At 71.5% G+C, this 23,776-nt stretch carries 23 protein-coding genes; 9 read left to right on the top strand and 14 right to left on the bottom strand.

Translation table 11 applies throughout. From position 1 onward, the window contains the following. Positions 1-78: 78 nt before the first annotated feature. Entirely contained in the window at positions 79-759 is a 681-nt protein-coding gene (locus tag OG580_RS29295) for an ABC transporter ATP-binding protein (protein ID WP_267046646.1), read from the bottom strand. Then, complete coding sequence (locus OG580_RS29290; RefSeq protein ID WP_267046645.1) at positions 756-1,838, bottom strand: ABC transporter permease; 1,083 nt, start codon at positions 1,836-1,838, stop codon at positions 756-758. Before OG580_RS29290 ends, OG580_RS29295 begins: the two co-directional genes overlap by 4 nt. Before the next feature lie 124 nt (positions 1,839-1,962). On the opposite strand from OG580_RS29290, the gene OG580_RS29285 reads away from it, so the two are divergent. Together OG580_RS29285 and OG580_RS29280 are read left to right on the top strand one after the other, a co-directional pair. Then, a complete protein-coding gene (locus OG580_RS29285; protein WP_267046644.1) occupies positions 1,963-3,123 on the top strand; it encodes a sensor histidine kinase in 1,161 nt (386 codons plus the stop codon). Continuing rightward, positions 3,120-3,749 carry a response regulator transcription factor gene (locus OG580_RS29280; protein ID WP_267046643.1) on the top strand — a complete coding sequence of 210 codons (630 nt, stop codon included), beginning with the start codon at positions 3,120-3,122 and terminating at the stop codon, positions 3,747-3,749. The genes OG580_RS29285 and OG580_RS29280 overlap by 4 nt, the downstream gene beginning before the upstream one ends. A gap of 26 nt (positions 3,750-3,775) precedes the next feature. Here the strand turns inward: OG580_RS29280 and OG580_RS29275 are convergent, their stop codons facing one another. Next, positions 3,776-4,099 carry a DUF5955 family protein gene (locus tag OG580_RS29275; protein ID WP_267046642.1) on the bottom strand — a complete coding sequence of 108 codons (324 nt, stop codon included), beginning with the start codon at positions 4,097-4,099 and terminating at the stop codon, positions 3,776-3,778. A gap of 194 nt (positions 4,100-4,293) precedes the next feature. Between OG580_RS29275 and OG580_RS29270 the strand changes: the two genes are divergently transcribed. From OG580_RS29270 to OG580_RS29260, 3 genes are all read left to right on the top strand, one after another. Beyond that, complete coding sequence (locus OG580_RS29270) at positions 4,294-4,908, top strand: NTP transferase domain-containing protein (protein WP_267046641.1); 615 nt, start codon at positions 4,294-4,296, stop codon at positions 4,906-4,908. A gap of 252 nt (positions 4,909-5,160) precedes the next feature. Further along, positions 5,161-6,783, top strand: coding sequence for a malate synthase A (gene aceB, locus OG580_RS29265; protein WP_267046640.1), 1,623 nt, complete (start codon positions 5,161-5,163; stop codon positions 6,781-6,783). Positions 6,784-7,021: 238 nt separating this feature from the next. Continuing rightward, complete coding sequence (locus OG580_RS29260) at positions 7,022-8,167, top strand: GDSL-type esterase/lipase family protein (RefSeq protein ID WP_267046639.1); 1,146 nt, start codon at positions 7,022-7,024, stop codon at positions 8,165-8,167. Positions 8,168-8,176: 9 nt separating this feature from the next. Here the strand turns inward: OG580_RS29260 and OG580_RS29255 are convergent, their stop codons facing one another. Together OG580_RS29255 and OG580_RS29250 are read right to left on the bottom strand one after the other, a co-directional pair. After that, a complete protein-coding gene (locus tag OG580_RS29255; protein WP_267046638.1) occupies positions 8,177-9,976 on the bottom strand; it encodes a hypothetical protein in 1,800 nt (599 codons plus the stop codon). Between the two features lie 53 nt (positions 9,977-10,029). Then, complete coding sequence (locus OG580_RS29250) at positions 10,030-10,974, bottom strand: fibronectin type III domain-containing protein (RefSeq protein WP_267046637.1); 945 nt, start codon at positions 10,972-10,974, stop codon at positions 10,030-10,032. A 159-nt stretch (positions 10,975-11,133) separates the two neighbouring features. Between OG580_RS29250 and OG580_RS29245 the strand changes: the two genes are divergently transcribed. Next, positions 11,134-11,712 carry a hypothetical protein gene (locus tag OG580_RS29245; protein ID WP_267046636.1) on the top strand — a complete coding sequence of 193 codons (579 nt, stop codon included), beginning with the start codon at positions 11,134-11,136 and terminating at the stop codon, positions 11,710-11,712. Between the two features lie 99 nt (positions 11,713-11,811). On the opposite strand, the gene OG580_RS29240 is transcribed toward OG580_RS29245, so the two are convergent. From OG580_RS29240 to OG580_RS29200, 9 genes are all read right to left on the bottom strand, one after another. Beyond that, the gene (locus OG580_RS29240) at positions 11,812-12,495 is read right to left on the bottom strand and encodes an aspartate/glutamate racemase family protein (RefSeq protein ID WP_267046635.1); all 684 of its coding nucleotides are present in this window, start codon (positions 12,493-12,495) and stop codon (positions 11,812-11,814) included. Positions 12,496-12,557: 62 nt separating this feature from the next. Next, positions 12,558-13,907: a nucleobase:cation symporter-2 family protein gene (locus tag OG580_RS29235; protein ID WP_267048169.1), complete on the bottom strand. Its 1,350-nt coding sequence runs from the start codon at positions 13,905-13,907 to the stop codon at positions 12,558-12,560. A gap of 432 nt (positions 13,908-14,339) precedes the next feature. After that, on the bottom strand, positions 14,340-15,728 hold the full coding sequence (locus OG580_RS29230) for an 8-oxoguanine deaminase (protein WP_267046634.1): 1,389 nt from the start codon (positions 15,726-15,728) through the stop codon (positions 14,340-14,342). A gap of 48 nt (positions 15,729-15,776) precedes the next feature. Further along, positions 15,777-17,129, bottom strand: coding sequence for a nucleobase:cation symporter-2 family protein (locus tag OG580_RS29225; protein ID WP_267046633.1), 1,353 nt, complete (start codon positions 17,127-17,129; stop codon positions 15,777-15,779). Positions 17,130-17,325: 196 nt separating this feature from the next. Continuing rightward, complete coding sequence (gene pucL / locus OG580_RS29220; RefSeq protein WP_267046632.1) at positions 17,326-18,249, bottom strand: factor-independent urate hydroxylase; 924 nt, start codon at positions 18,247-18,249, stop codon at positions 17,326-17,328. A gap of 5 nt (positions 18,250-18,254) precedes the next feature. Further along, a complete protein-coding gene (gene uraH, locus OG580_RS29215; RefSeq protein WP_267046631.1) occupies positions 18,255-18,644 on the bottom strand; it encodes a hydroxyisourate hydrolase in 390 nt (129 codons plus the stop codon). Continuing rightward, positions 18,641-19,156, bottom strand: a complete 516-nt coding sequence (uraD, locus tag OG580_RS29210; protein ID WP_267046630.1) for a 2-oxo-4-hydroxy-4-carboxy-5-ureidoimidazoline decarboxylase — start codon at positions 19,154-19,156, stop codon at positions 18,641-18,643. The genes uraH and uraD overlap by 4 nt, the downstream gene beginning before the upstream one ends. A gap of 155 nt (positions 19,157-19,311) precedes the next feature. Next, positions 19,312-19,650 (bottom strand): helix-turn-helix domain-containing protein, encoded by a 339-nt coding sequence (locus tag OG580_RS29205; RefSeq protein ID WP_267048168.1) that lies wholly within the window; start codon positions 19,648-19,650, stop codon positions 19,312-19,314. Positions 19,651-19,694: 44 nt separating this feature from the next. After that, on the bottom strand, positions 19,695-19,946 hold the full coding sequence (locus OG580_RS29200; protein ID WP_078627122.1) for a hypothetical protein: 252 nt from the start codon (positions 19,944-19,946) through the stop codon (positions 19,695-19,697). A gap of 140 nt (positions 19,947-20,086) precedes the next feature. On the opposite strand from OG580_RS29200, the gene OG580_RS29195 reads away from it, so the two are divergent. From OG580_RS29195 to OG580_RS29185, 3 genes are all read left to right on the top strand, one after another. Further along, positions 20,087-20,920, top strand: a complete 834-nt coding sequence (locus OG580_RS29195) for a TIM barrel protein (protein ID WP_267046629.1) — start codon at positions 20,087-20,089, stop codon at positions 20,918-20,920. Between the two features lie 57 nt (positions 20,921-20,977). Beyond that, positions 20,978-21,868 (top strand): 2-hydroxy-3-oxopropionate reductase, encoded by an 891-nt coding sequence (locus OG580_RS29190; protein ID WP_267046628.1) that lies wholly within the window; start codon positions 20,978-20,980, stop codon positions 21,866-21,868. Between the two features lie 272 nt (positions 21,869-22,140). Then, complete coding sequence (locus tag OG580_RS29185; protein WP_267046627.1) at positions 22,141-23,607, top strand: catalase; 1,467 nt, start codon at positions 22,141-22,143, stop codon at positions 23,605-23,607. Positions 23,608-23,776 lie beyond the last annotated feature (169 nt).

Here is a 23,776-nt window from a genome sequence, read left to right as displayed (position 1 = left end):
CCGCCCGGTCCCGTGGCCCTCAGGCCGGTCCCGCGGCCCGCCGCCCGATCGCGTGGCCTCAGGCCGGTCCCGTGGCCCTCAGGCCGGGATCGAGTCCGCGAGCCTCCCGTCCTGGACCGTCACCGTGCGGTCCGTGCGGGCCAGGTGGGTCCTGTCGTGGGTGACGAGCACCGTCGCCGTGCCGCGCTCCGCCGTCAGGCCTGCCAGCAGGTCCATCACCGCCGAGCCCCGCTCGTGGTCCAGGGCGCTCGTCGGCTCGTCGACCAGGAGCACGGACGGCTCGTTCATCAGGGCCCGCGCGATGTTCACGCGCTGGCGCTGACCGCCGGAGAGCTGGTGCGGACGGCGGTGCGCCTGCTCCGCGAGGCCCACCGCGTCGAGCAGCTCCATGGCCCGGGCGCGTACCGACTTCGGCGCCCGCCCCGACAGGTGCGCCATCACCTGGAGCTGCTCCGCCGCGCTCAGCGAGGGCAGCAGGTTGGGCTGCTGGAAGACGATCCCGATGTGCTCGCGCCGCAGCTCGGCGCGGGCGGCCGGGGTGAGCGGCCCGGTCTCCGTACCGGCGACGACGACCCGCCCCCGGTCCGGGGTCACCAGCGTCGCGGCGACGGCGAGCAGGCTCGACTTGCCGGAGCCGGACGGGCCGACCACCGCCGTGAGGGTGCCCGCGGGGACGGTCAGGGAGACGGAGTCGAGGGCGGTGAGCCGGCCGTCTCCGTCGGGATAGGTCAGGGTGACGGCGTCGAGGACGAGGCTCATCGGGCGCTCCCGAGGGCGGTGAGGGGATCGACGGCGGTGATCCGCCGGATGGACAGGGCGGCGCCGAGCACACCGAGCACGATGATCACGGCCGCCGGCCCGAGGACGGTGAGCGGTTCCAGGACGAAGGGCACGTTCCCGCCGCTGACCAGGGCCCCGATGCCGACCGCGAGGGCGGTGCCGAGCAGGGTGCCGGCGGTGAGCATGAGGACGGCCTGGCCGAGGGCGTCCCTGAGGAGGTACGGGGTGGAGGCGCCGAGCGCCTTCAGGACGGCGACGTCGCCGCTGCGCTGGATCGTCCAGACGGTGAAGAACGCCCCTATGACGAGCGCGGAGATCGCGAAGAGGAAGCCGCGCATGAGCTGGAGAGAGCCGTTCTCGGCCTGGTAGGACCCTATGGCGGTGAGCGCGTCGTCGATGGTCCGCGCCTCGGTCCCGGCGGCCTTGTCACCGGCCGCCCAGTCGGCCCCGCTGCCGCTCAGCGCGATGACGGTGGCCTGCTCCTCCGGGGTGGTGCCGTTGTGGCCGAGCTTCTGCCAGTCGTCGAGGGAGGTCCACACGACCGGCGTGTGGCTGTACGAGGCGTCACCGGAGACCGCGACGACGGTGGCCTCCAGGGGGCCGAGGCGCAGCGCGTCGCCGACTCCCACGCCCAGCTCCTCGGCGGCGGACTCCGAGAGGACCGCCTTGCCGGGGCCGAGCTTGCCGCTCTCCGGCGCGAGACCCGTCCCCGGCTCCGTACCGAAGGCGGAGACCGCGGCCGTACGGTCTCCGGCGGCGCCGTTGAGGGTCCGGATGCCGAGCGGCGCGGCCTCCGTCACACCGGGCTGCTCCGCCCACCGGCTCCACTGGTCCTCCGTCACCGTCGAGTTGGTGAAGGAGACCGACTGCCCGGCCGGCGGAGCCGCGAAGGCGAGCCGGTCGGCGGGCAGGCCGGTGATCGCGGAGATGTTCTCTCGCGCGAGCCCGGCGGTCAGCCCGGACAGCAACCCCACGAGCAGGGTGATCAGCACGATCACGGTGCCCATGAGGGCGAATCGCCCCTTGGCGAATCTCAGGTCTCTCCATGCCACGAACATGCTGACCAGAGTGGTGCGAGAGGGGCGGTCGGGGCATCGCGCCACGGATTGCCCCGCAATCAAACTTTCGGTTGAGTCCGGATTGTCCGTTCCCCGTCCGCCCGCTGTCTACGCTGGAGGGGACATGGATCCTCGCTCCCTCACCCCCGCCCTGCGCGCACTGCGCCTCTGCCTGCATCTGCTGATGGCCGGCCTCCTCGTCCTCGCGGCGGTACGGGCCGACTCGGCCGCCGGGACGGTGATGGCGGTGGTCGTGGGCGCGGTCTACGCGGCCGGCTCGCTCCTGCCGTCCGTGGGCAGTTCGCAGCGGGCCGCAGCCGTCTGGCTCGGCGTCCTGGGCGCGTCCTGGCTGGGACTGCTCTGGCTGACTCCCGACGCGCTCTGGGTGGCCTTCCCCCTGTACTTCCTCCAGCTGCACCTGCTGCCGACGCGCTGGTCGCTGCCGGCCGTCGCGCTGACCGCGGGCGCGGCGATCCTCTCGTACGTGGGGCACGGCGCCCCGCTGAACCCCGGGGTCTTCATCGGGCCGCTGCTGGGCGGGGCCGTCGCGGTGGCGACCGTCCTCGGCTACCAGGCGCTGTACCGGGAGAGCGAGCGGCGGCGGCGGCTCATCGAGGAGCTGATCGAGACCCGGGCGGAGCTGGCGGCGGCCGAGCGGCACGCGGGGACGCTCGCCGAGCGCGAGCGGCTGGCGCGGGAGATCCACGACACGCTCGCCCAGGGCCTGTCCTCGATCCAGCTGCTGCTGCGCGCGGCCGAGCGGGTGCTGCCGCCGGACTCGCCGGCCGCGGGCCACATCGACGGGGCGCGGCAGGCGGCGCAGGACAACCTGGCGGAGGCGCGACGGTTCGTCCGGGCGCTGTCGCCGCCGGACCTGGAACACGGCTCACTGGCGGCCGCGCTGGAACGACTGCGCGAGCCGGGGGTCGGGCCGCGGGTCCGGTTCTCGGTGAGCGGGACGCCGGTCGAGCTGCCGACCCCGTACGAGGTGGCTCTGCTGCGGATCGCGCAGTCGGCGCTCGCGAACACCGTGCGGCACGCCTCGGCCTCGCGGGCCGAGATCACGCTGTCGTTCATGGACGCCTCGGTGACCCTGGACGTCGTCGACGACGGCAAGGGCTTCGATCCGGGCTCCGTACGGCAGTCCTCGGAGGCCGGCTTCGGTCTTCCGGCGATGCGTTCCCGGGCCGAGTCGCTGGGCGGCACGTTCACCGTCGAGTCGGCACCCGGTCAGGGCACGGCGGTGGCCGTGTCCCTCCCTCTCCCCGCTGGAGTCTCCGCATGACCACCATCAGGCTTCTCCTCGCCGACGACCACCCGGTGGTACGGGCGGGCCTGCGCGCGGTCCTCGACACCGAGCCGGGCTTCACGGTGGTCGCCGAGGCCGCCACGGCCGAGCGGGCCGTGGAGCTGGCCGCCGCCGGGGGCGTGGACGTGGTCCTGATGGACCTGCAGTTCGGCTCCGGGATGCACGGCTCGGAGGCGACGGCGGCGATCACGGCGGCGCCGGGCGGGCCGAAGGTGCTGGTCCTGACGACGTACGACACGGACGCGGACATCCTGGCGGCGGTGGAGGCGGGCGCCTCCGGCTACCTGCTGAAGGACGCGCCGCCGGAGGAGCTGGCGGCGGCGGTACGGACGGCGGCGGCCGGCCAGTCGGCGCTGGCCCCGGCGGTGGCGCACCGGCTGATGGACCGGATGCGGACACCGGCGGAGGCGCTGACGAAGCGGGAGCTGGAGGTGCTCCAGCTGGTGGGCGAGGGCCTGTCGAACCAGCAGATCAGCAAGGCGCTGTTCCTGAGCCAGGCGACGGTGAAGTCACACCTGGTGCACATCTTCGCGAAGCTGGGCGTGGACTCGCGCACGGCGGCGGTGGCAGCGGCGACGGCCCGGCGGCTGATCCGCCGGTAGGGCCTGCCCGGCGCCCGGCGGCGGCCTCAGCCCACAGGGCCCTGCGGCGGCGGGCCGAAGCGCTCGACGGCGCGGCGGACCGCGGCGAGCCCGTCGGCGAACGCGCTCACGGAGCCGATCGAGCCGGCGATCAGCAGCAGGGACCTGCGCAGCCGCCGCACCTCGGGGACACCGCCGAGCGCCATGGCGTCCAGCGCGGCAAGCTCGTCCTCGGCGATACCGCGATCGGCGAACTCGACCCGATGGCCTGCCAGTTCGCGCCTGAGCCGGGACACGGCGGACCGCAGTTCGGCCACCCTGGGGTCCACACCCTCGCCGCTCACTCGCCTCTGCCCCACGCTTCGCAACATGGTTCTCCCCCTCGCACGACACTGTGCGCAGAACACCCCGAACATGCCGGACACACTCCGAGCCGACCCAGCGGGCGGCGGTCGGGCGCCGGGAGCCGCGGGCCAGTTAACTCCTTCGCCACCCCGCCGCGCCACCCTCCATGGGGGGAATTCAGGCGAGCGTGTGATTCCGCGTCATGAGGTATGCAGGCTTCATGACTGATACCGAGGATCGAACCCCGCTCGTGGCCGGACTGCTTCTCGCCGCCGGGGGCGGGCGGCGACTGGGCGGACGGCCCAAGGCGCTCCTGCCCCACCGGGGGCGGCCTCTCGTCGAGAACGCGGTGCGCGTCCTGCGCGAGGGCGGGTGCGGGGTGGTGCACGTCGTGCTCGGCGCGGCGGGCGATGTCGTACGGGAGCGGGCCGAGCTGGCCGGGTGCGTGGTCGTGGAGAACCCGGAGTGGGGCGAGGGGATGGGTTCCTCGCTGCGGGTCGGGCTCGCCTCACTGGCCGCGGATCCGCGCGGGGTGGACGCGGCGCTGGTGTTCCTGGTGGATCAGCCGGGGATCGGACCGGCGGCGGTGGCCCGGGTCCGCGCGGCGTGCCGCTCGCGGGACTCGCTGGCGGCGGCCTCGTACGACGGGGAGAGGGGCCATCCGGTGCTGTTCGGCGCCGGCCACTGGGCGGGGATCGCCGAGGGCGCGGTCGGCGACCGGGGCGCGCGGGACTATCTGGCGGCGCACCGGGATGCGATCACGCCGGTGGACTGTTCGGATGTGGCCGAGCCCTATGACATCGACACGGAGGCGGATCTGGCCCACCTGGAGTGAGCGACCGGGAGTGAGCGGTGCGGCACGGGCCGTGGCACCCCGAGCCATGTTCTGTCGATCCGGAGAATCTCGACATCAACAAACCATTGAACTTCCACCATGAGGAAACTAGTATCCACTGTTCAGAAGCGCCTGTCAGTTCAGAGGGCGCTCGCGGCCGTATCTCGGCGCCTGCGGCACTCCGTGCCGTCCCGCGACGCCCGGCGGCCGCCTGGCACCGCCCGTGAAGTCCGCTGAAGGAAGTGACAGTTCATGTCCGCACCAGCGCCGTCCCCCCTGGCCGTCGTCGATGCCGAACCCCTCCCCCGCCAGGAGGAGGTGCTCACCGAGGCCGCCCTGGCCTTCGTCGCCGAACTGCACCGGCGGTTCACCCCGCGCCGGGACGAGCTCCTCGCCCGCCGGGCGGAGCGTCGCGCCGAGATCGCCCGTACGTCCACTCTGGACTTCCTCCCGGAGACCGCGGCGATCCGCGCCGACGACTCCTGGAAGGTCGCACCGGCCCCGGCGGCCCTGAACGACCGCCGTGTCGAGATCACCGGCCCGACCGACCGCAAGATGACGATCAACGCGCTCAACTCCGGCGCCCGCGTCTGGCTCGCCGACTTCGAGGACGCCTCGGCGCCGACCTGGGAGAACGTGGTCCTGGGTCAGGTCAACCTGATCGACGCGTACACCCGGAACATCGACTTCACGGACCCGCGCTCCGGCAAGTCGTACGCCCTCAAGCCCGCCGACGAGCTCGCGACGGTCGTCATGCGCCCGCGCGGCTGGCACCTGGAGGAGCGTCACCTCACCTTCGACGGCCGCCCGGTCCCCGGCGCGCTCGTCGACTTCGGCCTCTACTTCTTCCACAACGCCCAGCGTCTGATCGACCTCGGCAAGGGCCCGTACTTCTACCTCCCGAAGACGGAGTCGCACCTGGAGGCCCGCCTCTGGAACGACATCTTCGTCTTCGCACAGGAGTACGTCGGCATCCCGCAGGGCACCGTCCGCGCCACGGTCCTCATCGAGACCATCACGGCCGCGTACGAGATGGAGGAGATCCTCTACGAGCTCCGCGACCACGCCGCCGGCCTGAACGCCGGCCGCTGGGACTACCTCTTCTCGATCGTCAAGAACTTCCGTGACGGCGGCGCCAAGTTCGTCCTCCCGGACCGCAACGCGGTCACGATGACAGCCCCGTTCATGCGCGCGTACACCGAACTCCTCGTCCGCACCTGCCACAAGCGCGGTGCGCACGCGATCGGCGGCATGGCGGCGTTCATCCCGTCCCGCAAGGACGCCGAGGTCAACAAGGTCGCGTTCGAGAAGGTCAAGGCCGACAAGGACCGCGAGGCCGGCGACGGCTTCGACGGCTCCTGGGTCGCGCACCCGGACCTGGTCCCGATCGCGATGGCCTCCTTCGACGCCGTCCTCGGCGACAAGCCGAACCAGAAGGACCGCCTCCGCGAGGACGTCTCCGTCGCGCCCGGCGACCTGATCGCGATCGACTCGCTCGACGCGCGGCCCACGTACGACGGCCTGGTCAGCGCCGTCCAGGTCGGCATCCGCTACATCGAGGCGTGGCTGCGCGGCCTCGGCGCCGTCGCCATCTTCAACCTGATGGAGGACGCGGCCACCGCCGAGATCTCCCGCTCGCAGATCTGGCAGTGGATCAACGCGGGCGTCGTCTTCGAGAACGGGAAGTCGGCGACTCCGGAGCTGGCCCGCGAGGTCGCCGCCGAGGAGCTCGCCGCGATCCGCGCGGAGATCGGCGAGGAGGCCTTCGCGGCCGGCAAGTGGCAGCAGGCGCACGACCTGCTCCTGCACGTCTCCCTCGACGCGGACTACGCGGACTTCCTGACGCTCCCCGCCTACGAACAGCTGGTCGGCTGACCGCACAGCGGCCGAACAGCGAACCGAACAGCGTTCCGCACAGGGCTCTGCCCCTGGTGTCCGCACGGACACCAGGGGCAGAGCCCTGTCGCATTCCCTGGCTCCTCACAGGTGACGTGACGGAACCGAGATATGCAGCTACCTAGCGGTAACAAGCCACGCCGTGCGAGATTCCGCCATGCCACCGGCCGGCGGCTGTCCCCCACATCTGCGTACCTCACACCGCAGGAGCACAGCCATGCCTTCGACCCCCCACCGCGCCCTGCGCGGAATCCTGGCTCTGTGTACCGCCGCCGGGCTCGCCTCCTTCGGGGCTCCCACCGCCTCAGCCTCCTCCGGCACCGGCCCCACCGCCGTCGTCACCATGGGCGACAGCTACATCTCCGGCGAGGCCGGACGCTGGCAGGGCAACAGCCTGACCAACTCCGGCAGCCGCAACGGCACCGACCGGGCCTGGACGGGTAGCGCCTACGACCCGTCCCGGGTGTACGGAACCACCGCGGGCGGCTGTCACCGCTCGGACACCGCCGAGGTGAAGAGCGCCGGCGCGATCGCCTCCTCCCTGATCAACCTCGCCTGCTCCGGGGCGACCACGGACAACGTCTTCCGGGCCTCCCAGGGCGGCCAGGCCTACAAGGGCGAGGCCCCGCAGGCCGACCAGCTCGCGGCCGTGGCCGCCTCGCACGACGTGGAGCTCATCGCGCTCTCCATCGGCGGCAACGACCTGGGCTTCGCCGACATCATCGCCACCTGCGCGAAGGACTACATCGTCTGGTACTCGTACTGCCACGACGACCAGCAGGCCGAGGTCGACGCGAAGATCGACGGCGTGATGGCGGACGTCGGCCGGTCGGTCGACGAGATCCGGGCGGTCATGACGGGCGCGGGGTACTCCTCGTCGGACTACCGGATCGTGCTCCAGTCGTACCCCTCCCCCATCCCGCGCGCCGCCGACAACCGGTACGGCGAGAGCGGCTGGTCCCGTACCAACACCGGCGGCTGCCCCTTCTGGAACGCGGACTCCGACTGGGCGCGGGACTCCCTGGTCCCGCAGCTCGCGAACCGGCTGAAGGGGGTCGCCGTGGCCAAGGGCGTGCAGTTCATGGACCTGCGGGACGCGCTCCAGGGGCGTGAGGTCTGCGCGAAGGCGAGCAAGCAGGTCACGTCGACCGTGCCGGCGTCGGCGACCACGAGCGAGTGGGCGCGCTGGATCGACAGCCAGAGCACGCAGGGGCTCGTCCAGGAGTCGATGCACCCGAACGCGTACGGTCAGCAGGCCATGGGCCGGTGCCTGGGCCTCGTCCACGCCAGGCCGACCGGGAACCACAGCTGCAAGAACACGGCGGGTTCGGGTGCCTCGGGGATGTACCTGACGGCGGGGTGACCCCGCGGCCTACGGCACGGTGATGCCGAGGGGGCCGAGGACCCGGGCCGTCTCGTGGCGGTCCGCCTCGGCCATCGCCCGGACCAGGGCGGCGGAGCCGCCGGGCCAGGCGGCCGCCGCCGCGTCGAAGGCGGCGCGGCGGGACTCCAGGGGCCCCTTCTTGCCGGGCAGTGCGTCAAGGACGTACAGGGCCCGTGCCGAGGTGGGGACCTGGAGGTGGTCCGCCCGCTCGCCCCTCGCACGCAGGACCTCGTGGACGTACTCGCCGACCGCCGGGTCGCGCAGGGCGCCCCGGAGGGCCTCGGCGGGGGCGGTGCCGGTGTCCAGGACGGCGAGGAGGCCCCGCGCGTCGGCCGCGTCGGTGGTGCCCGTGTGAGTGGTGCCGAGGGCGGCGAGCAGCTGGGACCAGGCGTCGGCGCCGTCCCCGCGCGCGCGGAGCCAGTCGCCGAGCACCCGTGCGGCGGACGACGCGGACCAGCCGGTGGCGGCTGCGACCAGGGTCGGCGCGGCCCAGGCCGCGGTCTCACGGGAGTCCGGTGCGGCGATCCCGCGCACTCGGAGCAGATAGCGCAGGACGCCCGCGCCGCGCGGGGTGAGCCCGAAGGCGTCGCCGGTGCGGTGGAGCAGGCCGGTGGCGGCGAGCCGGTCGACGACCGCGGCGAGGTCGCGGGCGGGTCGGGCGAGCCGTTCCCGGTCGGCCTCGGTCAGCTCCGGCGCCCCGAGGAGTCGTACGAGCTCCGCCAGGGGTGGCGTCGTGTACGCGTCGGGCGCCTCGGCCGGGACGGGGACGGGCAGGTCCTCGACGGCGGGGTCGACGGTCCAGTCCTCGTACTCGGCGGCCTTGCGGGCGACGGACTCGGCGGAGCAGCCGCGCTGGTAGATCACGTACAGCAGGTGTGGCGCCTCGCCTCCGTAGGGCCCGAACGCGCCCTCGGCGAGGCTCTCGACGGCGGCGGCGAGCGCGTCGGCGTCCTCCTCGACGGCCCCGGGCACGGTCGGGTTCTCGACGGCCGGCGGCGGGGGTACGGGGGCGGCGGGGTCGCCGTAGTAGTCGAGGTGCTCGTCGAGGAGGGCGTCGGCGAGGACGAGGTGGGGGAAGGCGTCGGGGCCGGGGGCGAAGCGCGCGTACGGCCCGGCGAGCTGTTCGGCGAGCCCGGCGGCGGTCCACCGGTCCAGGAGCGCGGCGGCCACCTGCCCGATGCCGGTCGCGACGGCGTGGTCGGTGAGCAGGGGGCCGGCGGCCGGTGCGGCCTCGGCGTCGCGTACGTACGCACGGGTGAGGGCCTCGGCGAGCAGGACGTCGGCGAGGGCCGTCCGGCCCATGAGGTCGGCCCGGCGCACCCCGTCGGGGAGCGGCGCGCCGTCGAGGGCGGCGAGCCGGCGGCGTACGTCCTCGGGGTCGGCGAGATCGGTGCCGCAGGTCCGCAGGAGGGAGGCGTACCAGCGGTGCCAGGTGAGGTTGCCGGGGTCGTTCATGGCGCGCTCGAAGTCGGGCGCGGCCTCCGCGACGACGGCGACGACCTGCTCGCCCCGCCCGCCGTCGAACCGCGCGGCGAGCGCCCCGAGGACGGCCGGATACACGCCGAGCTCCCCGGGCGCGGCGTACACGAACGTCGGCAGGTCCTCCACGAGGAGGTGCCGCACGAGCCCGGGCGTCGGCTCGGGGAGCCCGCTCCCCCGGTCCGCCCCGCGCAGGGCGAGCAGTCCCAGCACCGCTTCGGCGGCGCGCGTGAAGACGGGGTCGCGGCGCTCGGGCGTTCCGTCGAGGAAGCTGTCGAGCCCGGTGTTGGTGAGAACGGTCTCGGCCACGCTTCCCAGGGTAATTCCGGGAAGACGATTACGTGCATACGAGGACGTTCCGGTCAGCGCACCACCACCACGCGGGGCGCCGAGAAGTCGCCCCAGGTGCCGTCGGGGAGTTGGGCGCGGAGGGTGACGGTGTAGCGGGTGCCCGGGGGGTCCTGGACCGGGAAGGTGTAGGTGGCGCGTCCGGGGGGTGGGGTGGTGCCCCAGACGATGGTGGTGGTGAAACGGCCGTTCAGGTGGAGTTCGTGGTGGGTGACCGGGGCTCCCGTGTCCGGCGGGGTCCAGGTGAGGGTGATCTCGCCCTTGCCGGCCGTCGTGGTGAGGTCTCCGGGTGCGGTGTTCGGGGGTGCGCCGGGGGCGGATGCGGTGGTGAGTTCGACGCGGGGGCTGTCCGGGGAGGAGTTCTCCGCGGCGTCGCGGGCGCGGACCGTGAACGCGTAGGCGGTGCCGGGGCGCAGGCCGGTGACGCGGGCCGTGGTGGCGGTGCCGGGGGCGGTGTGGACGCGGGTGTCGGCCTGGTAGACGTCGTACGCGGTGACGCGGGTGTCGTCGCGGGCGGGGGTCCAGCGGAGGGTGGCGGCGCGACTGCCGTCGGCGGTGGCGCGCAGCGCGCCCGGGGCGGTGGGGGGCGTGCGGTCCTCGGCGTTCGCGGGCAGGGTGGTCGCGGTGACGGCGGGGCTCGGGGGCGACGCGTTTCCGGCGGCGTCGCGGGCGCGGACGGTGAAGGTGTGGCGGGTGGCGGGCGTGAGTCCGACGACGTCGGTCATCAGGGTGGTGGCGGGGAGGTCCTTGACCTTGCGGCCCTCGCGGTAGACCGCGTAGCCGGTGACGGCTCGGTCGTCGGTTGCCGCGCTCCACATGACGTGGACGGTGGTGGCGCTGCCCGCGGTGGCGGTGACGCCGGTGGGGACGGTCGGGGCGCGGGTGTCCTTCGGGGGCGGTTCGGCGGCGCCCGAGCAGGCGGAGAGGACGAGCAGGAGGAGCACTGGGGCTGCGGTCAACAGGCGTGTGGGGAGCGGGCGTTGCACGGGAGGCCCTCCGTCCGTCGAAAAGGTCCAGACCTATATCGCACAGCGGCGGCGACCTCGACAAGGGGGCGTTGTCAGTGGCGTCCGCTTCACTGGAATCGTCACGCTGAGTAGTCGATTCTTGGGGGAATCATGACGGACCGTACGACCTATGTGACGCTCGCCGGCGTGCGCCGACGCGGCTGGACCGACTCGATGGTGCGGGACCTGCTCGGCTCACCCGACGTGCAGGGCCGCGATCCGCGCCGCTGGTCCCTCGCGCCCGTGCGGCTCTACCTCCTGGCCCGGATCGAGACCGTGGAGCGCACGGCCGAGTTCACCGCCGCCTCCCTGCTCCCGAAGGCCCGGTCGGCGGCCGCCGGGCTGTACGCGGAGCGGCGGAGGGCCGCCGTGCTCACCGCGATCCGCGCCGAGCCGATCAAGGTGCCGCTGCTCCCCGGACCCGAGCTGGAGCGCCGGGCGGTCCGCCACCGGCAGCTGCTGGGCGCGCGGGGCCCCGGGGGCGGGCCGCAGGGCGGACTGGAGCGGTGGCAGGTGAGCTATTTGCGGGCCGCTCTCTCGCGGTACGAGACGCTCCTCGACGGGCTGTACGGGGAGACCGGCCGCGGGGACGCCGAGCGGTTGCTGCGCCGGCGGCTGTACGAGGCGATCGCCGCCGCCTACCCGGCGCTGGCCCCGGAGTGCCGGCGGCGGATCGCGGTGGAGCGGTGAGGGGGAGTCAGCGGGACAGGTGGTGGCGAATCGCGGTGGAGCGGTGAGGGGAGTCAGCGGGACAGGTGGTGGCGAATCGCGGTGGAGCGGTGAGGGGAGTCAGCGGGACAGGTGGTGGCGGATCGCGCGGCAGGCCGCAGGGATCGGGGCCACCACCCGGACCGCGCACCGGGCGTGGAGTTCCTCGGCGGCCTCGCCCAGCGGGCCGCCGCCGATGACGACGGCGCGCGCCCCGTCCCGTTCGACGCAGGCGCGGACCGCTCGCTCCAGCCGGTCGAGGAGCAGCGCGGGGTCGGCGGAGAGGCGTTCGGGGGTGCCGGTGGTGAGCCGGATGCCCGTGTACCGGTCGCCGAGGCCGAGGGCCGCCACCCGCGCGGCGATGGCGTCGGCGAGGAGGGGCGTGGTGGTCGCGATGCCGAAGGGGGTGCCGTCGGCGGCGGCCTCCAGGAGGGCCGCCTCGCCGAGGCCCGCCACGGGAAGGCCGGTCGCCGCGCGCAGCTCCTCCAGGCCGGGGTCGCCGAAGGCGCCGACGAGGAGCGCCGCGCAGTCGTCCGCGGCCGCGGCGCGGAGACCGGCGGCGAGGACCTCGGGGGCCGCGGCGCGCAGGGCGGCGGGGTCGGTGAGGATGCGCGGGCCCCGGGTCACGGTCACGCCGCGGACGGAGAGGGCACCCGCCGGGGCGCCCGACGCCCGCGGGCCCGCCCCCGGCGCCCCCAGGGTCCGCCGGGCGATGGCGGTCATCATCGCGGTCGTCTCCGCGGAGGTGTTGGGGTTGATCAGCACGACGGCCCCGGGCCCCGCGGCGTGCGCGGGGACCGGGGCGGTCGGTGGGGCTACGAGCGGGTTCAGTGGACGTGCGCCGCCTTCGCCGTGGCGCTGCCGGAGATCTCCTCACCCGGCTCCATCGGCGCGGTGACCTGGTCGTCGTCCCGGCCCCCGCCCAGGTGGTTGAAGACCACGTTGAGCAGGACGGCCGCGACACAGCCGGTGGAGATGCCCGAGTCCAGGATGATCTTCGCGGTCTCCGGGAAGGCGTGGTAGAACTCCGGCGCCGTGATCGGGATGATCCCGACGGCCAGCGAGACGGCCACGATCAGGACGTTGTTGTCCTTCTCCAGGCCGGCCTTGACCAGGGTCTGGATGCCGCTGGCCGCGACCGAGCCGAAGAGGACGACACCCGCGCCGCCGAGGACCGGCCGGGGCACGACCGAGATCAGCGAGGCGGCGACCGGGGAGAGCCCCATCAGGACCAGGAAGCCACCGCCGCAGGCCACGACGAAGCGGCTGCGGATCCTGGTCATGGCGACCAGACCGATGTTCTGGGCGAAGGCGCTGCACATGAAGCCGTTGAAGAGCGGGCTGATCGCCGAGCCGAGGGTGTCGGCGCGGAGGCCGGCCGCGATGGTCTTCTCGTCGGCGGGCCGTTCCACGATCTCGCCGAGCGCCAGCATGTCGGCGGTCGACTCGGTCATGGAGACGAGCATGACCACGCACATGGAGATGATCGCGGCGAGCGCGAACTGCGGGGCGCCGAAGTGGAACGGGGACGGGAAGCCGACGATGTCCGCCTCGGTCACCGGGGAGAAGTCGGTGACCCCGAACGGTATGGCGATGAGCGTGCCGATGACGAGGCCGACCAGGACGGCGACCTGCTTGAGGAAGCCTCTGGTGAAGCGGCGCAGCAGCAGGACGACGACGAGCGTGATGCCGGCGAGGGTGAGGTAGGTCGTCGAACCGTAGTCCTCGGCCCGGGGGTTGGGCCCCTGGGCCCAACCGAAGGCGACCGGGAGGAGGGAGACACCGATGAGGGTGATCACCGTGCCGGTGACGACCGGCGGGAAGAACCGCACGAGCCGGGAGAAGAAGGGGGCGGCGAGGAAGCCGAGCAGTCCGGCGACGATGATCGCGCCGAAGATGACGGGCAGCGCGTCGGACTTGTCGTCGGTGGTGTCGACGATCGCGAGCATCGGGGCGACGCCGGCGAAGGTGACGCCGTTGACGAACGGCAGCTTGGCGCCGATCTTCCAGACACCGAGGGTCTGGAGGAAGGTGGCGAGACCCGCGGTGAAGAGGCTCGCGCCGGTCAGGAAGGTGAGTTCGGTGCCGGAGAGGCCGACGGCCGCTCCGACGATCAGGGGCGGCGCTACGACGCCCGCGTACATGGCGGCCACGTGCTGGAGGCCGCTGGTGAGCATCTTCAGTGGGGGCAGCGTCTCGTCGACCGGATGCTTCTCACGGTCTTCGGGGGCGGAGCCTGTGTCTTGTGCATTGCGAACCTGGGGCTTGGCGGCCACGGCGGTTCCTCCGGTCGGTTACACGTCGGCGGCGACGCGGGGTTCATGGAGGTGGAGCGATGCGGTGCGAAGTACAGGAGGTGCGGCTCGTTGCGGGGTGAAGCGGTGCGGGCGCGGGGTGGAGTCGTACGCACGCGAGGTGGGGCGGTGTACGCGGGAGGAGGCTCTGCGTGGGACGGGTGCCCGATGGGGGTGCGGGCAGGCATCACCTTCCCGGGAGGTGCCGTACGTCTTCTGCGTACGGCACCTCCCGGTCGGGCTGCCGCGGACCCCGCTCGGGTCCGCGGCGACCGACCGAGGGCCGTCCCCCTCGGTCGGACTCCATGGGGAGGGTCAGCTCTGGGCCGTGATACGGGCCAGGCGCTGCGCCTCCGCGCGCGCGTCACGCGCGATCTGCTCCTCGTCGGCGAACAGCAGTCGGTTGTTCTCGACGATCTGCTTGCCGTTGACGAAGGAGGCGGTGACCGGGGCCGCGGCGCCGAAGACGATCGCGGTGACCGGGTCGGCGATCGACGAGTGGCCGAGGCCGTCGATCTTCCAGAGGACGAAGTCGGCGAGCTTGCCGGCTTCGAGGGAGCCGATGTTGTCGGCGCGGCCGAGGACCTGCGCACCGCCGTAGGTGCCGAGGCGCAGGGCCTGGCGGGCGTTGAGCGCGGCCTCGCGGTGGGCGCCGAGGCGGTTGATGAGGAGTGCGTTGCGCAGCTCGGTGTGGAGCTCGCCGGACTCGTTGGACGCGGTGCCGTCGACACCGAGGCCGACGGGTACGCCCGCCTTGAGCATGTCCGGTACGCGGGCGATGCCGGCGGCGAGGCGCGCGTTGGACGAGGGGCAGTGCGCCACACCCGTACCGGTGCGGGCGAAGGCGGCGATGTCGGAGTCGTTCATGTGGACGCAGTGCGCCATCCACACGTCCTCGCCGAGGAAGCCGGTGGACTCGAAGTAGTCCGTCGGGCCCATGCCGAAGAGCTCGTGGCAGAACTTCTCCTCCTCCACGGTCTCCGAGCCGTGGGTGTGCATGCGCACCCCGAGCCGGCGGGCCAGCTCGGCACCCTGCTTGAGGAGCTGGGTGGAGATGGAGAACGGGGAACAGGGGGCGACGGCGACCTGGGTCATCGCGTCGAAGGAGGCGTCGTGGAACTTCCTGACCGTCTCCTCGGTCGCGGCGAGCGCGCCCTCGGTGCTCTCGACGGCGAAGTCGGGCGGCAGGAAGCCGTCCTTCTCGCTCATGTCCATCGAGCCGCGGGCGAGGGTGAAGCGGACGCCCATGTCGGAGGCGGCGCCGATGATGGCGCCGGACAGGTCACCCGAGTTCTTCGGGTAGACGTAGTGGTGGTCCATGGCGGTGGTGACACCGCCGCGGGCCATCATCGCCAGGGAGCCCTGGGCGGCGACGCGGACCATCGACTCGTCGATCCGCGACCACGTCGGGTAGAGCGCGACCAGCCAGTTGAACAGGTTGTGGTCGGTGGCCAGGCCCCGGGTGATCCACTGGTAGAAGTGGTGGTGGGTGTTGACCAGACCGGGCGTCACCAGATGACCGGTGGCGTCGATCCGGCGTACCACGTTCTCCAGGCCCTCGGGGGCCTTGCCGGCACCGATGGACTCGATCTTGTTGTCGGCGACGACGAGGTAGCCGGAGGCGTACTCGGTGTCGTTCGCGTCGACCGTCGCGATCGCCGCGTTCTCGATGACGATGCGCTGGGCTGCCGAAGGTGCTGCCATGGCGGTGCTTCCTTCATTCCTCGGGGGTGGTGTGGGCACGGCAGGACCCTAGGAGGATTTGAGTGCCGGAGCCGCGTGACGGCTCCGGGTGCCGAGATGGTGGAAGAACAGATTGAGCAGGACGGCGACGAGCGCGCCCGCACTGATGCCGGAGCCGAGCACGGTCTGCGCCCAGGCCGGGAAGCCGGCGTAGAAGGTGGGAGCGGCGAGCGGGATGATGCCCGCTCCGAGCGCGACCGCCACCAGGATGATGTTGGAGCTGTCGTCGAGTCCGGCTTCCGACAGGGTCCGGATGCCGCTGACCGCGATCGAGCCGAAGAGGACGATGCCGGCGCCGCCGAGGACGGGCATCGGGACCGTGGAGACGACCGCGCCGAGGACCGGGAAGGCGCCGAGGACGATCAGGGCGCCGCCGGCGACGGCGACGACGTACCGGGAGCGGACCCGGGTCAGGGAGACGACGCCGACGTTCTGGGCGAAGGCCGAGGTCGGGAAGCCGCCGAAGACGGGGCCGAGCAGGGTCGCGATGCCGTCGGTGCGCAGGCCCCGGGTGATGGTCCTCCCGTCGCTGCGCCGGTCGCAGATCTCGCCGAGAGCGAGCATTCCGGCGCTGGACTCGGTCATCAGGACCAGCATCACGATGCACAGGGAGAGGATCGCGGCGGGCTGGAACTCGGGGGCGCCGAAGGCGAAGGGGGTGGGCAGGGCCGCGACGGGCGCCTCACGGAGGGCACCGAAGTCGGCCATCCCGAAGGGGATCGCGGCGAGGGTGCCGATGAAGAGGCCGAGGAGCAGGGCGATCTGCTTGACGAAGCCCTTGCCGAAGCGCTGGAAGAGCAGGATGACGACGAGGGTGAAGCCGGCGAGCGCCAGGTACTTCATGGCTCCGAAGTCGGCGGCGGTCTTGTCGCCGCCCTGGGCCCAGCCGACGGGCACGGGCATCAGGGTCACCCCGATGAGGGTGATGACGACGCCGGTGACGAGCGGCGGGAAGAAGCGCAGGAGCTTCCCGAAGAACGGTCCCACGGCGAGGCAGAACACTCCGGCGACCATCACCGCACCGTAGATGGCGGGGAGTTGGTGCCCGGGGGCGCTGGTCTCGGCGATGGCGAGCATCGGGGCGATGCCTGCCGAGGAGGCGGCGTTGACGAACGGGAGCCGGTTGCCGGCGAAGGTCCGGATGCCGAGGGTCTGCAGGATCGTGGCACAGCCGGCGATGAGCAGGCCGGCGGCGATGAGCCGGGTCATTCCGGCGGCGTCCAGGCCGACGGCCTGTCCGATGATGAGCGGCGGGGTGACGACACCGGCGTACATGGCGGCGATGTGCTGGAGCGCCGCGGGGACGAGCCGCGAGGCAGGAAGCTTTTCGTCCACCGGGTGGGCGGCCAACTGCCGGTCCATGCGGGCCTCCTGGCCGTTGTAGACTGGTGACCTTCCTGTCGGGAAGGCGGTCAGGGCTTGACCGTCGCGAAGCCTCACGGTCGAGCGAGAAGCCCCACTGGGGCGGAGTCACGGGAAGTCCTCCGGTCCGCGACCGGTTTGAAGGGCACCCCGCCCCCGAGGCGACTGCAGTGCCTCGGGGGCTTTTTCGTGCCGCTTAGAGGTTGGTCATGTCGACCGGGATCTGCGCCGTCGCTCCGTCACGCAGCACGGTGGCCTCGATGAGGCCGTACATGCGGTCGGCGGCGTAGTAGACCTCGTTGTCGTTCTTCAGACCGAAGGGCTCGAGGTCGACCAGGAAGTGATGCTTGTTCGGGAGCGAGAAGCGGACTTCGTCGATCTCCGAGCGGTGGTTGATGATGCGCGTGGCCATCTGGTACAGCGTCTGCTGGAGGGAGTACGAGTACGTCTCCGAGAAGGCCTCGAGCATGTGCTTCCGCGTCTGCTCGTAGGACCGCTCCCAGTTGGGCATCCGCTGGTCGTCGTCGGTCCAGTTGAACCGCCACCGGGCGGACACCTGGGTGGCCAGGATGCGGTCGTACGCCTCCTGGAGCGTCGTGTACTTGTCCTTGATGTAGCCCCAGAACTCCGAGTTGGTGGAGTTCATGACGACGAGGTCCTTGAGGCCGGAGATGACCTCCCACTTCTCGCCGTCGTAGGTCACCTGGGTGACGCGGGTCTCCTGGCCCTTACGGGCGAAGGAGTGGTTGACTTCTTCGGCGCCGATGAACTTGGAGTTGGCGTCGGAGGAGGCGATGCGCTCCCAGGAGTACTCCTCGATCCGGATGCGCGCCTGCTTGATCGGCTCCTGGCTCGTCACGAAGTGACGGGCGAGGTGGATGCCGAACTGCTCGGCGGACTCGATGCCGTGCTCCTTGGCGAACGCGAAGATGGTGTTCTTCGTCGTGTCGGTGGGGAGGCAGTGGGCGTTGGAGCCGGTGAGGTGGACGTCGTCGAGGTCGCCGGAGAGGGCGACGGAGACGTTCAGGTCCTTGATGTGGTGGGTGTCGCCGTCCCGCGTGATCTTGACGACGCGGTTCTCTGCTTTGCCGTACTGGTTCTGGCCGAGAATCGTGGGCATGTCTGCTAGCTCCCTCGGTAAACGGAGTAGCCGAACGGGTTGAGCAGCAGCGGTACGTGATAGTGCTCGCCCGGCTTGACGGCGAACGTGATCGCCACCTCCGGGAAGAACGCACCGCTGTCCCTTACGCGGGGGGCGTCCTGCTGCGCCTCGGCTTGCTTCTTGGAGAAGTACGACTCGACCTCGAAATCGAGTCGTACGTGGGTGGTTTCTTCCGGCAGCGCCGGCAGGTCCTTGCAGCGCCCGTCCGCGTCGGTGGCGGAGCCGCCGAGCGCGACCCATGCGCCGTCGAGGCCCTTGCGGGCCGCGAGCGTGATGGCCACGCCCTCGGCCGGGCGGCCGATGCTGGTGTCCAGGATGTGGGTGGACACCGAGGCCGTGGTGTCGGTGCTCATGCGGAGCTCTCTTCCTCTACGAGACGGGTCAGCCGGATGCGGTTGATCTTGCCCAGTTCGGTGCGGACGATCTCCCGCTCCTCCTCGGGCGAGTTGCCGATCCGCTCACGGACCGCGTCACGCATCTGCTCGCCGGTCCTGCCGGTGGCGCAGATGAGGAAGACATGACCGAACTTCTCCTGATAGGCCAGGTTGAGTTCGAGCATCTCGATCTTGAGCTCCGCGGAGGCGCCGGCCATCCCGCTCTGTTCGCGGGAGGAGGTCGGGTCCCCTGCCTTCGGACGACCGATCGGCGGGTGGCCCGCCATCGCGTCGGCCAGGTCCTCGGCGGTCAGCTCGGCCATGGCGGCGTCGCTGGCGAGGAAGAGGGCTTCGGCGGTGGCGTACGGGCGCTGGGCGAGCAGTCTGCTCCCCCACGCCGAGCTGGAGCACACCTCGTGGAGCGCGGCGAGAGCCTCGCTGTCCGCCGAGGTGTTGAACCGGGTGAGACCCGGTGTCGTACCTGAAGTCACGGGAAGCCTCCGTGGCTGTTTTTCGCTGTGCGTCGGACGGGCTGCGGATAGCTAACGCCCTCCGCAACACAACGTCAACACTTTGTTGAAAACTCGGCCACACAAAAGCCGTCGTCCCGACATCTGGACGACGGCTCCCGGTTCAACAAGATCAACTAGCCGTTCTCGGCGGCCTTTTCCCTGTTCAGGGCGGTTTCTCTGTTCAGGTAGTTGTACACGGTGAAGCGGCTGACGCCCAGCGCACCCGCCACCGTCTCCACCCCGTGGCGCACCGAGAAGGCACCGCGTGCCTCCAGAAGACGCACGGCTTCCTGCTTCGCCTTGCGGTCGAGTTCGGACAACGGCATCCCGTGCCGCCGTTCCATCGCCGCGAGGATGTGGTCCAGCGAATCGGAGAGCTGCGGCAGCCGTACGGCGAGCACGTCCTCCCCCTCCCAGGAGAGGACGACGTCGTCGCCCTCCGCCTGCGCGGGGCCGAGCAGCTCCGCGCCCATCGCGTCGACCAGCGGCTTCACTGCCGCGACCAAAGGGTGCTCGGTCACTTCTCGCCCTCCCCGATCACATTCACCTGGAGCGAGACGCGCGTGGCCCCGGCCGCGAGCGACCGGCGCAGCAGCGCGTCGACCGCGGTGAGCACCTCGTCGGCGCCGCCTTCCGCCGTGTTGCCGAAGGGACCGACATCGACCGCGTCCAGTTCGGCCGACTGGATGACCTCACGCGCCACGACCGCGTGCGCCGGCGCCTCGTCGAGGTCGAACGGCTCGGTCGTGAACTCCACTCTCAAACGCACCATGCACCCAAAGTACGGCCCCGCCCCTGCCCGCGGGAGCCCCGGACCTGCGGGGACCTCTTGACAAGCGGGACACCCTCCTTGCAACATTCCGTCAGACAGAAACTTACTTCCGCGATACGGAAGGAGCGCCGCCCCTCATGGGATACACGGACCAGCGCTTCGATGTGAACCTGTCGATCCTCTTCACGGAACTCCCGCTCCTGGAGCGCCCCGCGGCCGCCGCCGCGGCGGGCTTCACCGCGGTCGAGCTGTGGTGGCCCTGGATCGACACCGCCACCCCCGAGCAGAGCGAGCTCGACGCCCTCAGGAAAGCCCTTGAGGACGCCGGCACCCAGCTGGTGGGTCTGAACTTCTACGCCGGGCAGCTCCCCGGCCCGGACCGCGGAGCCCTCTCCGTACCCGGGGACGAGTCGGACCGCTTCCGCGCCAACATCGAGGTGGCCGCCGACTTCGCCGCCTCGGTCGGCTGCAAGGCGCTCAACGCGCTCTACGGCAACCGCGTCGAGGGCGTCGACCCGCAGATCCAGGACACCCTCGCCCTGGAGAACCTGGTCCTGGCGGCCCGCGCGGCCGACCGGATCGGTGCGATCCTCCTCGTCGAGACCCTCAACAAGCCGGAGTCGCCGCTCTACCCGCTGGTGAGCGCCCCCTCCGCGATCGAGGTCATCGACAAGGTGAACGCGGCCACCGGCCTCGGCAACGCCAAGTTCCTCCTCGACATCTACCACCTGTCGATGAACGGCGAGGACGTCAGCCAGGTCATCGCGGAGTACGCGGCCAAGACCGGCCACGTACAGATCGCGGACAACCCGGGCCGTGGCGCGCCGGGCACCGGCGACCTGCCGCTGGAGCAGCTCCTCGACGAGCTGAAGAAGGCCGGCTACGACGGCTGGGTCGGCCTGGAGTACAAGGCCGCCGACGCCGCCGCGTCCTTCGCGTGGCTCCCGGCCGAGGCCCGCGCGGCCCGCTGACGCGCCACCGCGCCGTCCCCCTCCCCGTACCACCAGTTTTCGAGAGGCACCCCCACCATGAGCAATCTCCCCAAGATCGCCTGGATCGGTCTCGGCATCATGGGCTCGCCCATGTCCGAGAACCTGCTGAAGGCCGGCTACTCGGTCACCGGCTTCACGCTGGAGCAGGACAAGCTCGACCGGCTCACCAAGGCCGGCGGCACCTCCGCCGCGTCGATCGCCGAGGCCGTCAAGGACGCCGACGTCATCGTCACGATGGTGCCCGCCTCCCCGCAGGTCGAGGCCATCTCCTACGGCCCCGAGGGCATCCTGGAGAACGCCAAGGAGGGCGCGCTGATCGTCGACATGTCGTCGATCACCCCGCAGACCTCGGTCGACCTCGCGAAGAACGCCGCCGCGAAGGGCATCCGCGTCATCGACGCCCCGGTGTCCGGCGGCGAGGCCGGCGCGATCGAGGCCGTGCTCTCGATCATGGTCGGCGGCGAGCAGGCCGACTTCGACGAGGCCCTCCCGATCCTGGAGGCCCTCGGCAAGACCATCGTGCTCTGCGGCCCGCACGGCTCCGGCCAGACGGTGAAGGCCGCCAACCAGCTCATCGTCGCGGTCAACATCCAGGCCTGCGCCGAGGCCGTCGTCTTCCTCGAGAAGTCCGGCGTGAACCTCCAGGCCGCCCTGGACGTCCTCAACGGCGGCCTGGCCGGCTCCACGGTCCTGACCCGCAAGAAGGACAACTTCCTGAACCGGGACTTCAAGCCCGGCTTCCGGATCGACCTGCACCACAAGGACATGGGCATCGTCACCGACGCCGCCCGCAACGTCGGCGCGGCCCTCCCGGTCGGCGCGGTCGTCGCCCAGCTCGTCGCCTCCCTGCGCGCTCAGGGCGACGGCGGCCTGGACCACTCGGCCCTGCTGCGCGCCGTCGAGCGCCTCTCCGGCCAGCAGGTCTGACCCGGCGGGCCCGGTCTCGTAGGTCGGGTCTCGTAGGTCCGACCCCATAGGTCCGACCCCGTAGGTCCGACCCCGTAGGTCCGATCCACCCTCGCCCCGCAACGGGGCCCCTGAATTCCGGTCGGCGGCGGCGCTGACAACTGTCCTGTCGCGCCCAGGCGCCGCCGCCGACCGGAACACCACACTTCATTTTCAACAAACTGTTGACGTTACGTTCCAGCCGAATCTACGCTCCTCGAACCGTCAGCAGAGTTCCCGTACGGAAGGTCACGATGTCGAAGCGCGTGCTTACGACCGAGTCCGGCGCCCCCGTCGCCGACAACCAGAACTCCGCCACCGCCGGCGTCGGTGGCCCTCTCCTCCTCCAGGACCAGCACCTGCTGGAGAAGCTCGCGCGCTTCAACCGTGAGCGCATCCCGGAGCGCGTGGTGCACGCCCGTGGCTCCGGCGCGTACGGCTACTTCGAGGTGACCGACGACGTCACCGCGTACACCAAGGCGGACTTCCTCGGTGAGGTCGGCAAGAAGACCGAGACCTTCATCCGGTTCTCCACGGTGGCCGACTCGCTCGGCGGCGCGGACGCGGTCCGCGACCCCCGCGGCTTCGCGCTGAAGTTCTACACCGAAGAGGGCAACTACGACCTCGTCGGCAACAACACCCCGGTGTTCTTCATCAAGGACCCGATCAAGTTCCCCGACTTCATCCACTCCCAGAAGCGCGACCCCTTCACGGGCAAGCAGGAGGCGGACAACGTCTGGGACTTCTGGGCGCACGCCCCCGAGGCGACGCACCAGATCACCTGGCTCATGGGCGACCGCGGCATCCCCGCCTCGTACCGCCACATGAACGGCTACGGCTCGCACACCTACCAGTGGACCAACGAGGCGGGCGAGGCCTTCTTCGTCAAGTACCACTTCAAGACGAACCAGGGCATCCGCAGCCTCTCCGGCGAGCAGGCCGCCGAGCTCGTCGGCAAGGACGCGAACTCGCACCAGACCGACCTGCTCCAGGCCATCGAGCGCGGTGTGAACCCCTCGTGGACCCTGTACGTCCAGGTCATGCCGGCCGCCGAGGCCGCGGAGTACCGCTTCAACCCGTTCGACCTCACCAAGGTGTGGCCGCACAGCGACTACCCGCTGCAGCGCGTGGGCCGTCTGGTCCTCGACCGCAACCCGGAGAACGTCTTCGCCGAGGTCGAGCAGGCCGCCTTCTCCCCGAACAACTTCGTCCCGGGCATCGGTCCCTCGCCGGACAAGATGCTCCAGGGCCGGCTCTTCGCCTACGCGGACGCCCACCGCTACCGCCTCGGTGTGAACCACACCCTGCTGCCGGTGAACGCCCCCAAGGCTGTTTCTGGTGGCACCGCCGAGAACTACGGCCGCGACGGCTTCATGGCCACGCGGAACGGCTCGCGCCACGACAAGAACTACGAGCCCAACTCGTACCAGGGCCCGGCCCAGACCGACGCCGCGCTCTCCGCGCCGCTCGCGATCCACGGCTGGACCGGCACCCACGCGGCGCCCGCGCACACCAAGGACGACGACTTCTTCCAGGCCGGCGAGCTCTACCGCCTGATGTCCGCCGAGGAGAAGAACCGTCTGATCGCCAACATCGCCGGCGGTCTCTCCCAGGTGTCCCGCGAGGACGTCATCGAGAAGAACCTCGCGCACTTCGCCGCCGCCGACGCGGACTACGGCAAGCGCGTGGCCGAGGCGGTCCGCGCCCTGCGCGAGGACTGACCACACGGCAACACCCAGACTGCGTACGGTGCCTGACGGGAGGTCAGTACCGTACGTGGTCCGGAACGCCGACCCGGATGAGGGGTGGTCGGCGGACCGGACAAGCGTGAGGACCGCGGCGGCGCCGAGCCAGTGCGGTGGTAGGGGCGTACGGCCTCCTTCTTGACCT

It is taken from the genome of Streptomyces sp. NBC_00094, assembly GCF_026343125.1.
In the GTDB taxonomy this organism is placed as follows: domain Bacteria; phylum Actinomycetota; class Actinomycetes; order Streptomycetales; family Streptomycetaceae; genus Streptomyces.
This window is presented reverse-complemented; position numbering and strand designations above follow the sequence as displayed.

Excerpts from the sequence above, each read along its gene's own strand:
- OG580_RS29275 (WP_267046642.1), bottom strand. The coding sequence starts at position 4,099 with ATGTTGCGAAGCGTGGGGCAGAGGCGAGTGAGCGGCGAGGGTGTGGAC.
- OG580_RS29235 (WP_267048169.1), bottom strand. The coding sequence starts at position 13,907 with ATGCTCACCAGCGGCCTCCAGCACGTGGCCGCCATGTACGCGGGCGTC.
- OG580_RS29285 (WP_267046644.1), top strand. The coding sequence starts at position 1,963 with ATGGATCCTCGCTCCCTCACCCCCGCCCTGCGCGCACTGCGCCTCTGC.
- OG580_RS29290 (WP_267046645.1), bottom strand. The coding sequence starts at position 1,838 with ATGTTCGTGGCATGGAGAGACCTGAGATTCGCCAAGGGGCGATTCGCC.
- aceB (WP_267046640.1), top strand. The coding sequence starts at position 5,161 with ATGTCCGCACCAGCGCCGTCCCCCCTGGCCGTCGTCGATGCCGAACCC.
- OG580_RS29270 (WP_267046641.1), top strand. The coding sequence starts at position 4,294 with ATGACTGATACCGAGGATCGAACCCCGCTCGTGGCCGGACTGCTTCTC.
- OG580_RS29295 (WP_267046646.1), bottom strand. The coding sequence starts at position 759 with ATGAGCCTCGTCCTCGACGCCGTCACCCTGACCTATCCCGACGGAGAC.
- OG580_RS29185 (WP_267046627.1), top strand. The coding sequence starts at position 22,141 with ATGTCGAAGCGCGTGCTTACGACCGAGTCCGGCGCCCCCGTCGCCGAC.
- pucL (WP_267046632.1), bottom strand. The coding sequence starts at position 18,249 with ATGCCCACGATTCTCGGCCAGAACCAGTACGGCAAAGCAGAGAACCGC.
- OG580_RS29230 (WP_267046634.1), bottom strand. The coding sequence starts at position 15,728 with ATGGCAGCACCTTCGGCAGCCCAGCGCATCGTCATCGAGAACGCGGCG.
- OG580_RS29280 (WP_267046643.1), top strand. The coding sequence starts at position 3,120 with ATGACCACCATCAGGCTTCTCCTCGCCGACGACCACCCGGTGGTACGG.
- OG580_RS29190 (WP_267046628.1), top strand. The coding sequence starts at position 20,978 with ATGAGCAATCTCCCCAAGATCGCCTGGATCGGTCTCGGCATCATGGGC.
- OG580_RS29195 (WP_267046629.1), top strand. The coding sequence starts at position 20,087 with ATGGGATACACGGACCAGCGCTTCGATGTGAACCTGTCGATCCTCTTC.
- OG580_RS29260 (WP_267046639.1), top strand. The coding sequence starts at position 7,022 with ATGCCTTCGACCCCCCACCGCGCCCTGCGCGGAATCCTGGCTCTGTGT.
- uraH (WP_267046631.1), bottom strand. The coding sequence starts at position 18,644 with ATGAGCACCGACACCACGGCCTCGGTGTCCACCCACATCCTGGACACC.
- OG580_RS29205 (WP_267048168.1), bottom strand. The coding sequence starts at position 19,650 with ATGGGCGCGGAGCTGCTCGGCCCCGCGCAGGCGGAGGGCGACGACGTC.
- OG580_RS29245 (WP_267046636.1), top strand. The coding sequence starts at position 11,134 with ATGACGGACCGTACGACCTATGTGACGCTCGCCGGCGTGCGCCGACGC.
- OG580_RS29225 (WP_267046633.1), bottom strand. The coding sequence starts at position 17,129 with ATGGACCGGCAGTTGGCCGCCCACCCGGTGGACGAAAAGCTTCCTGCC.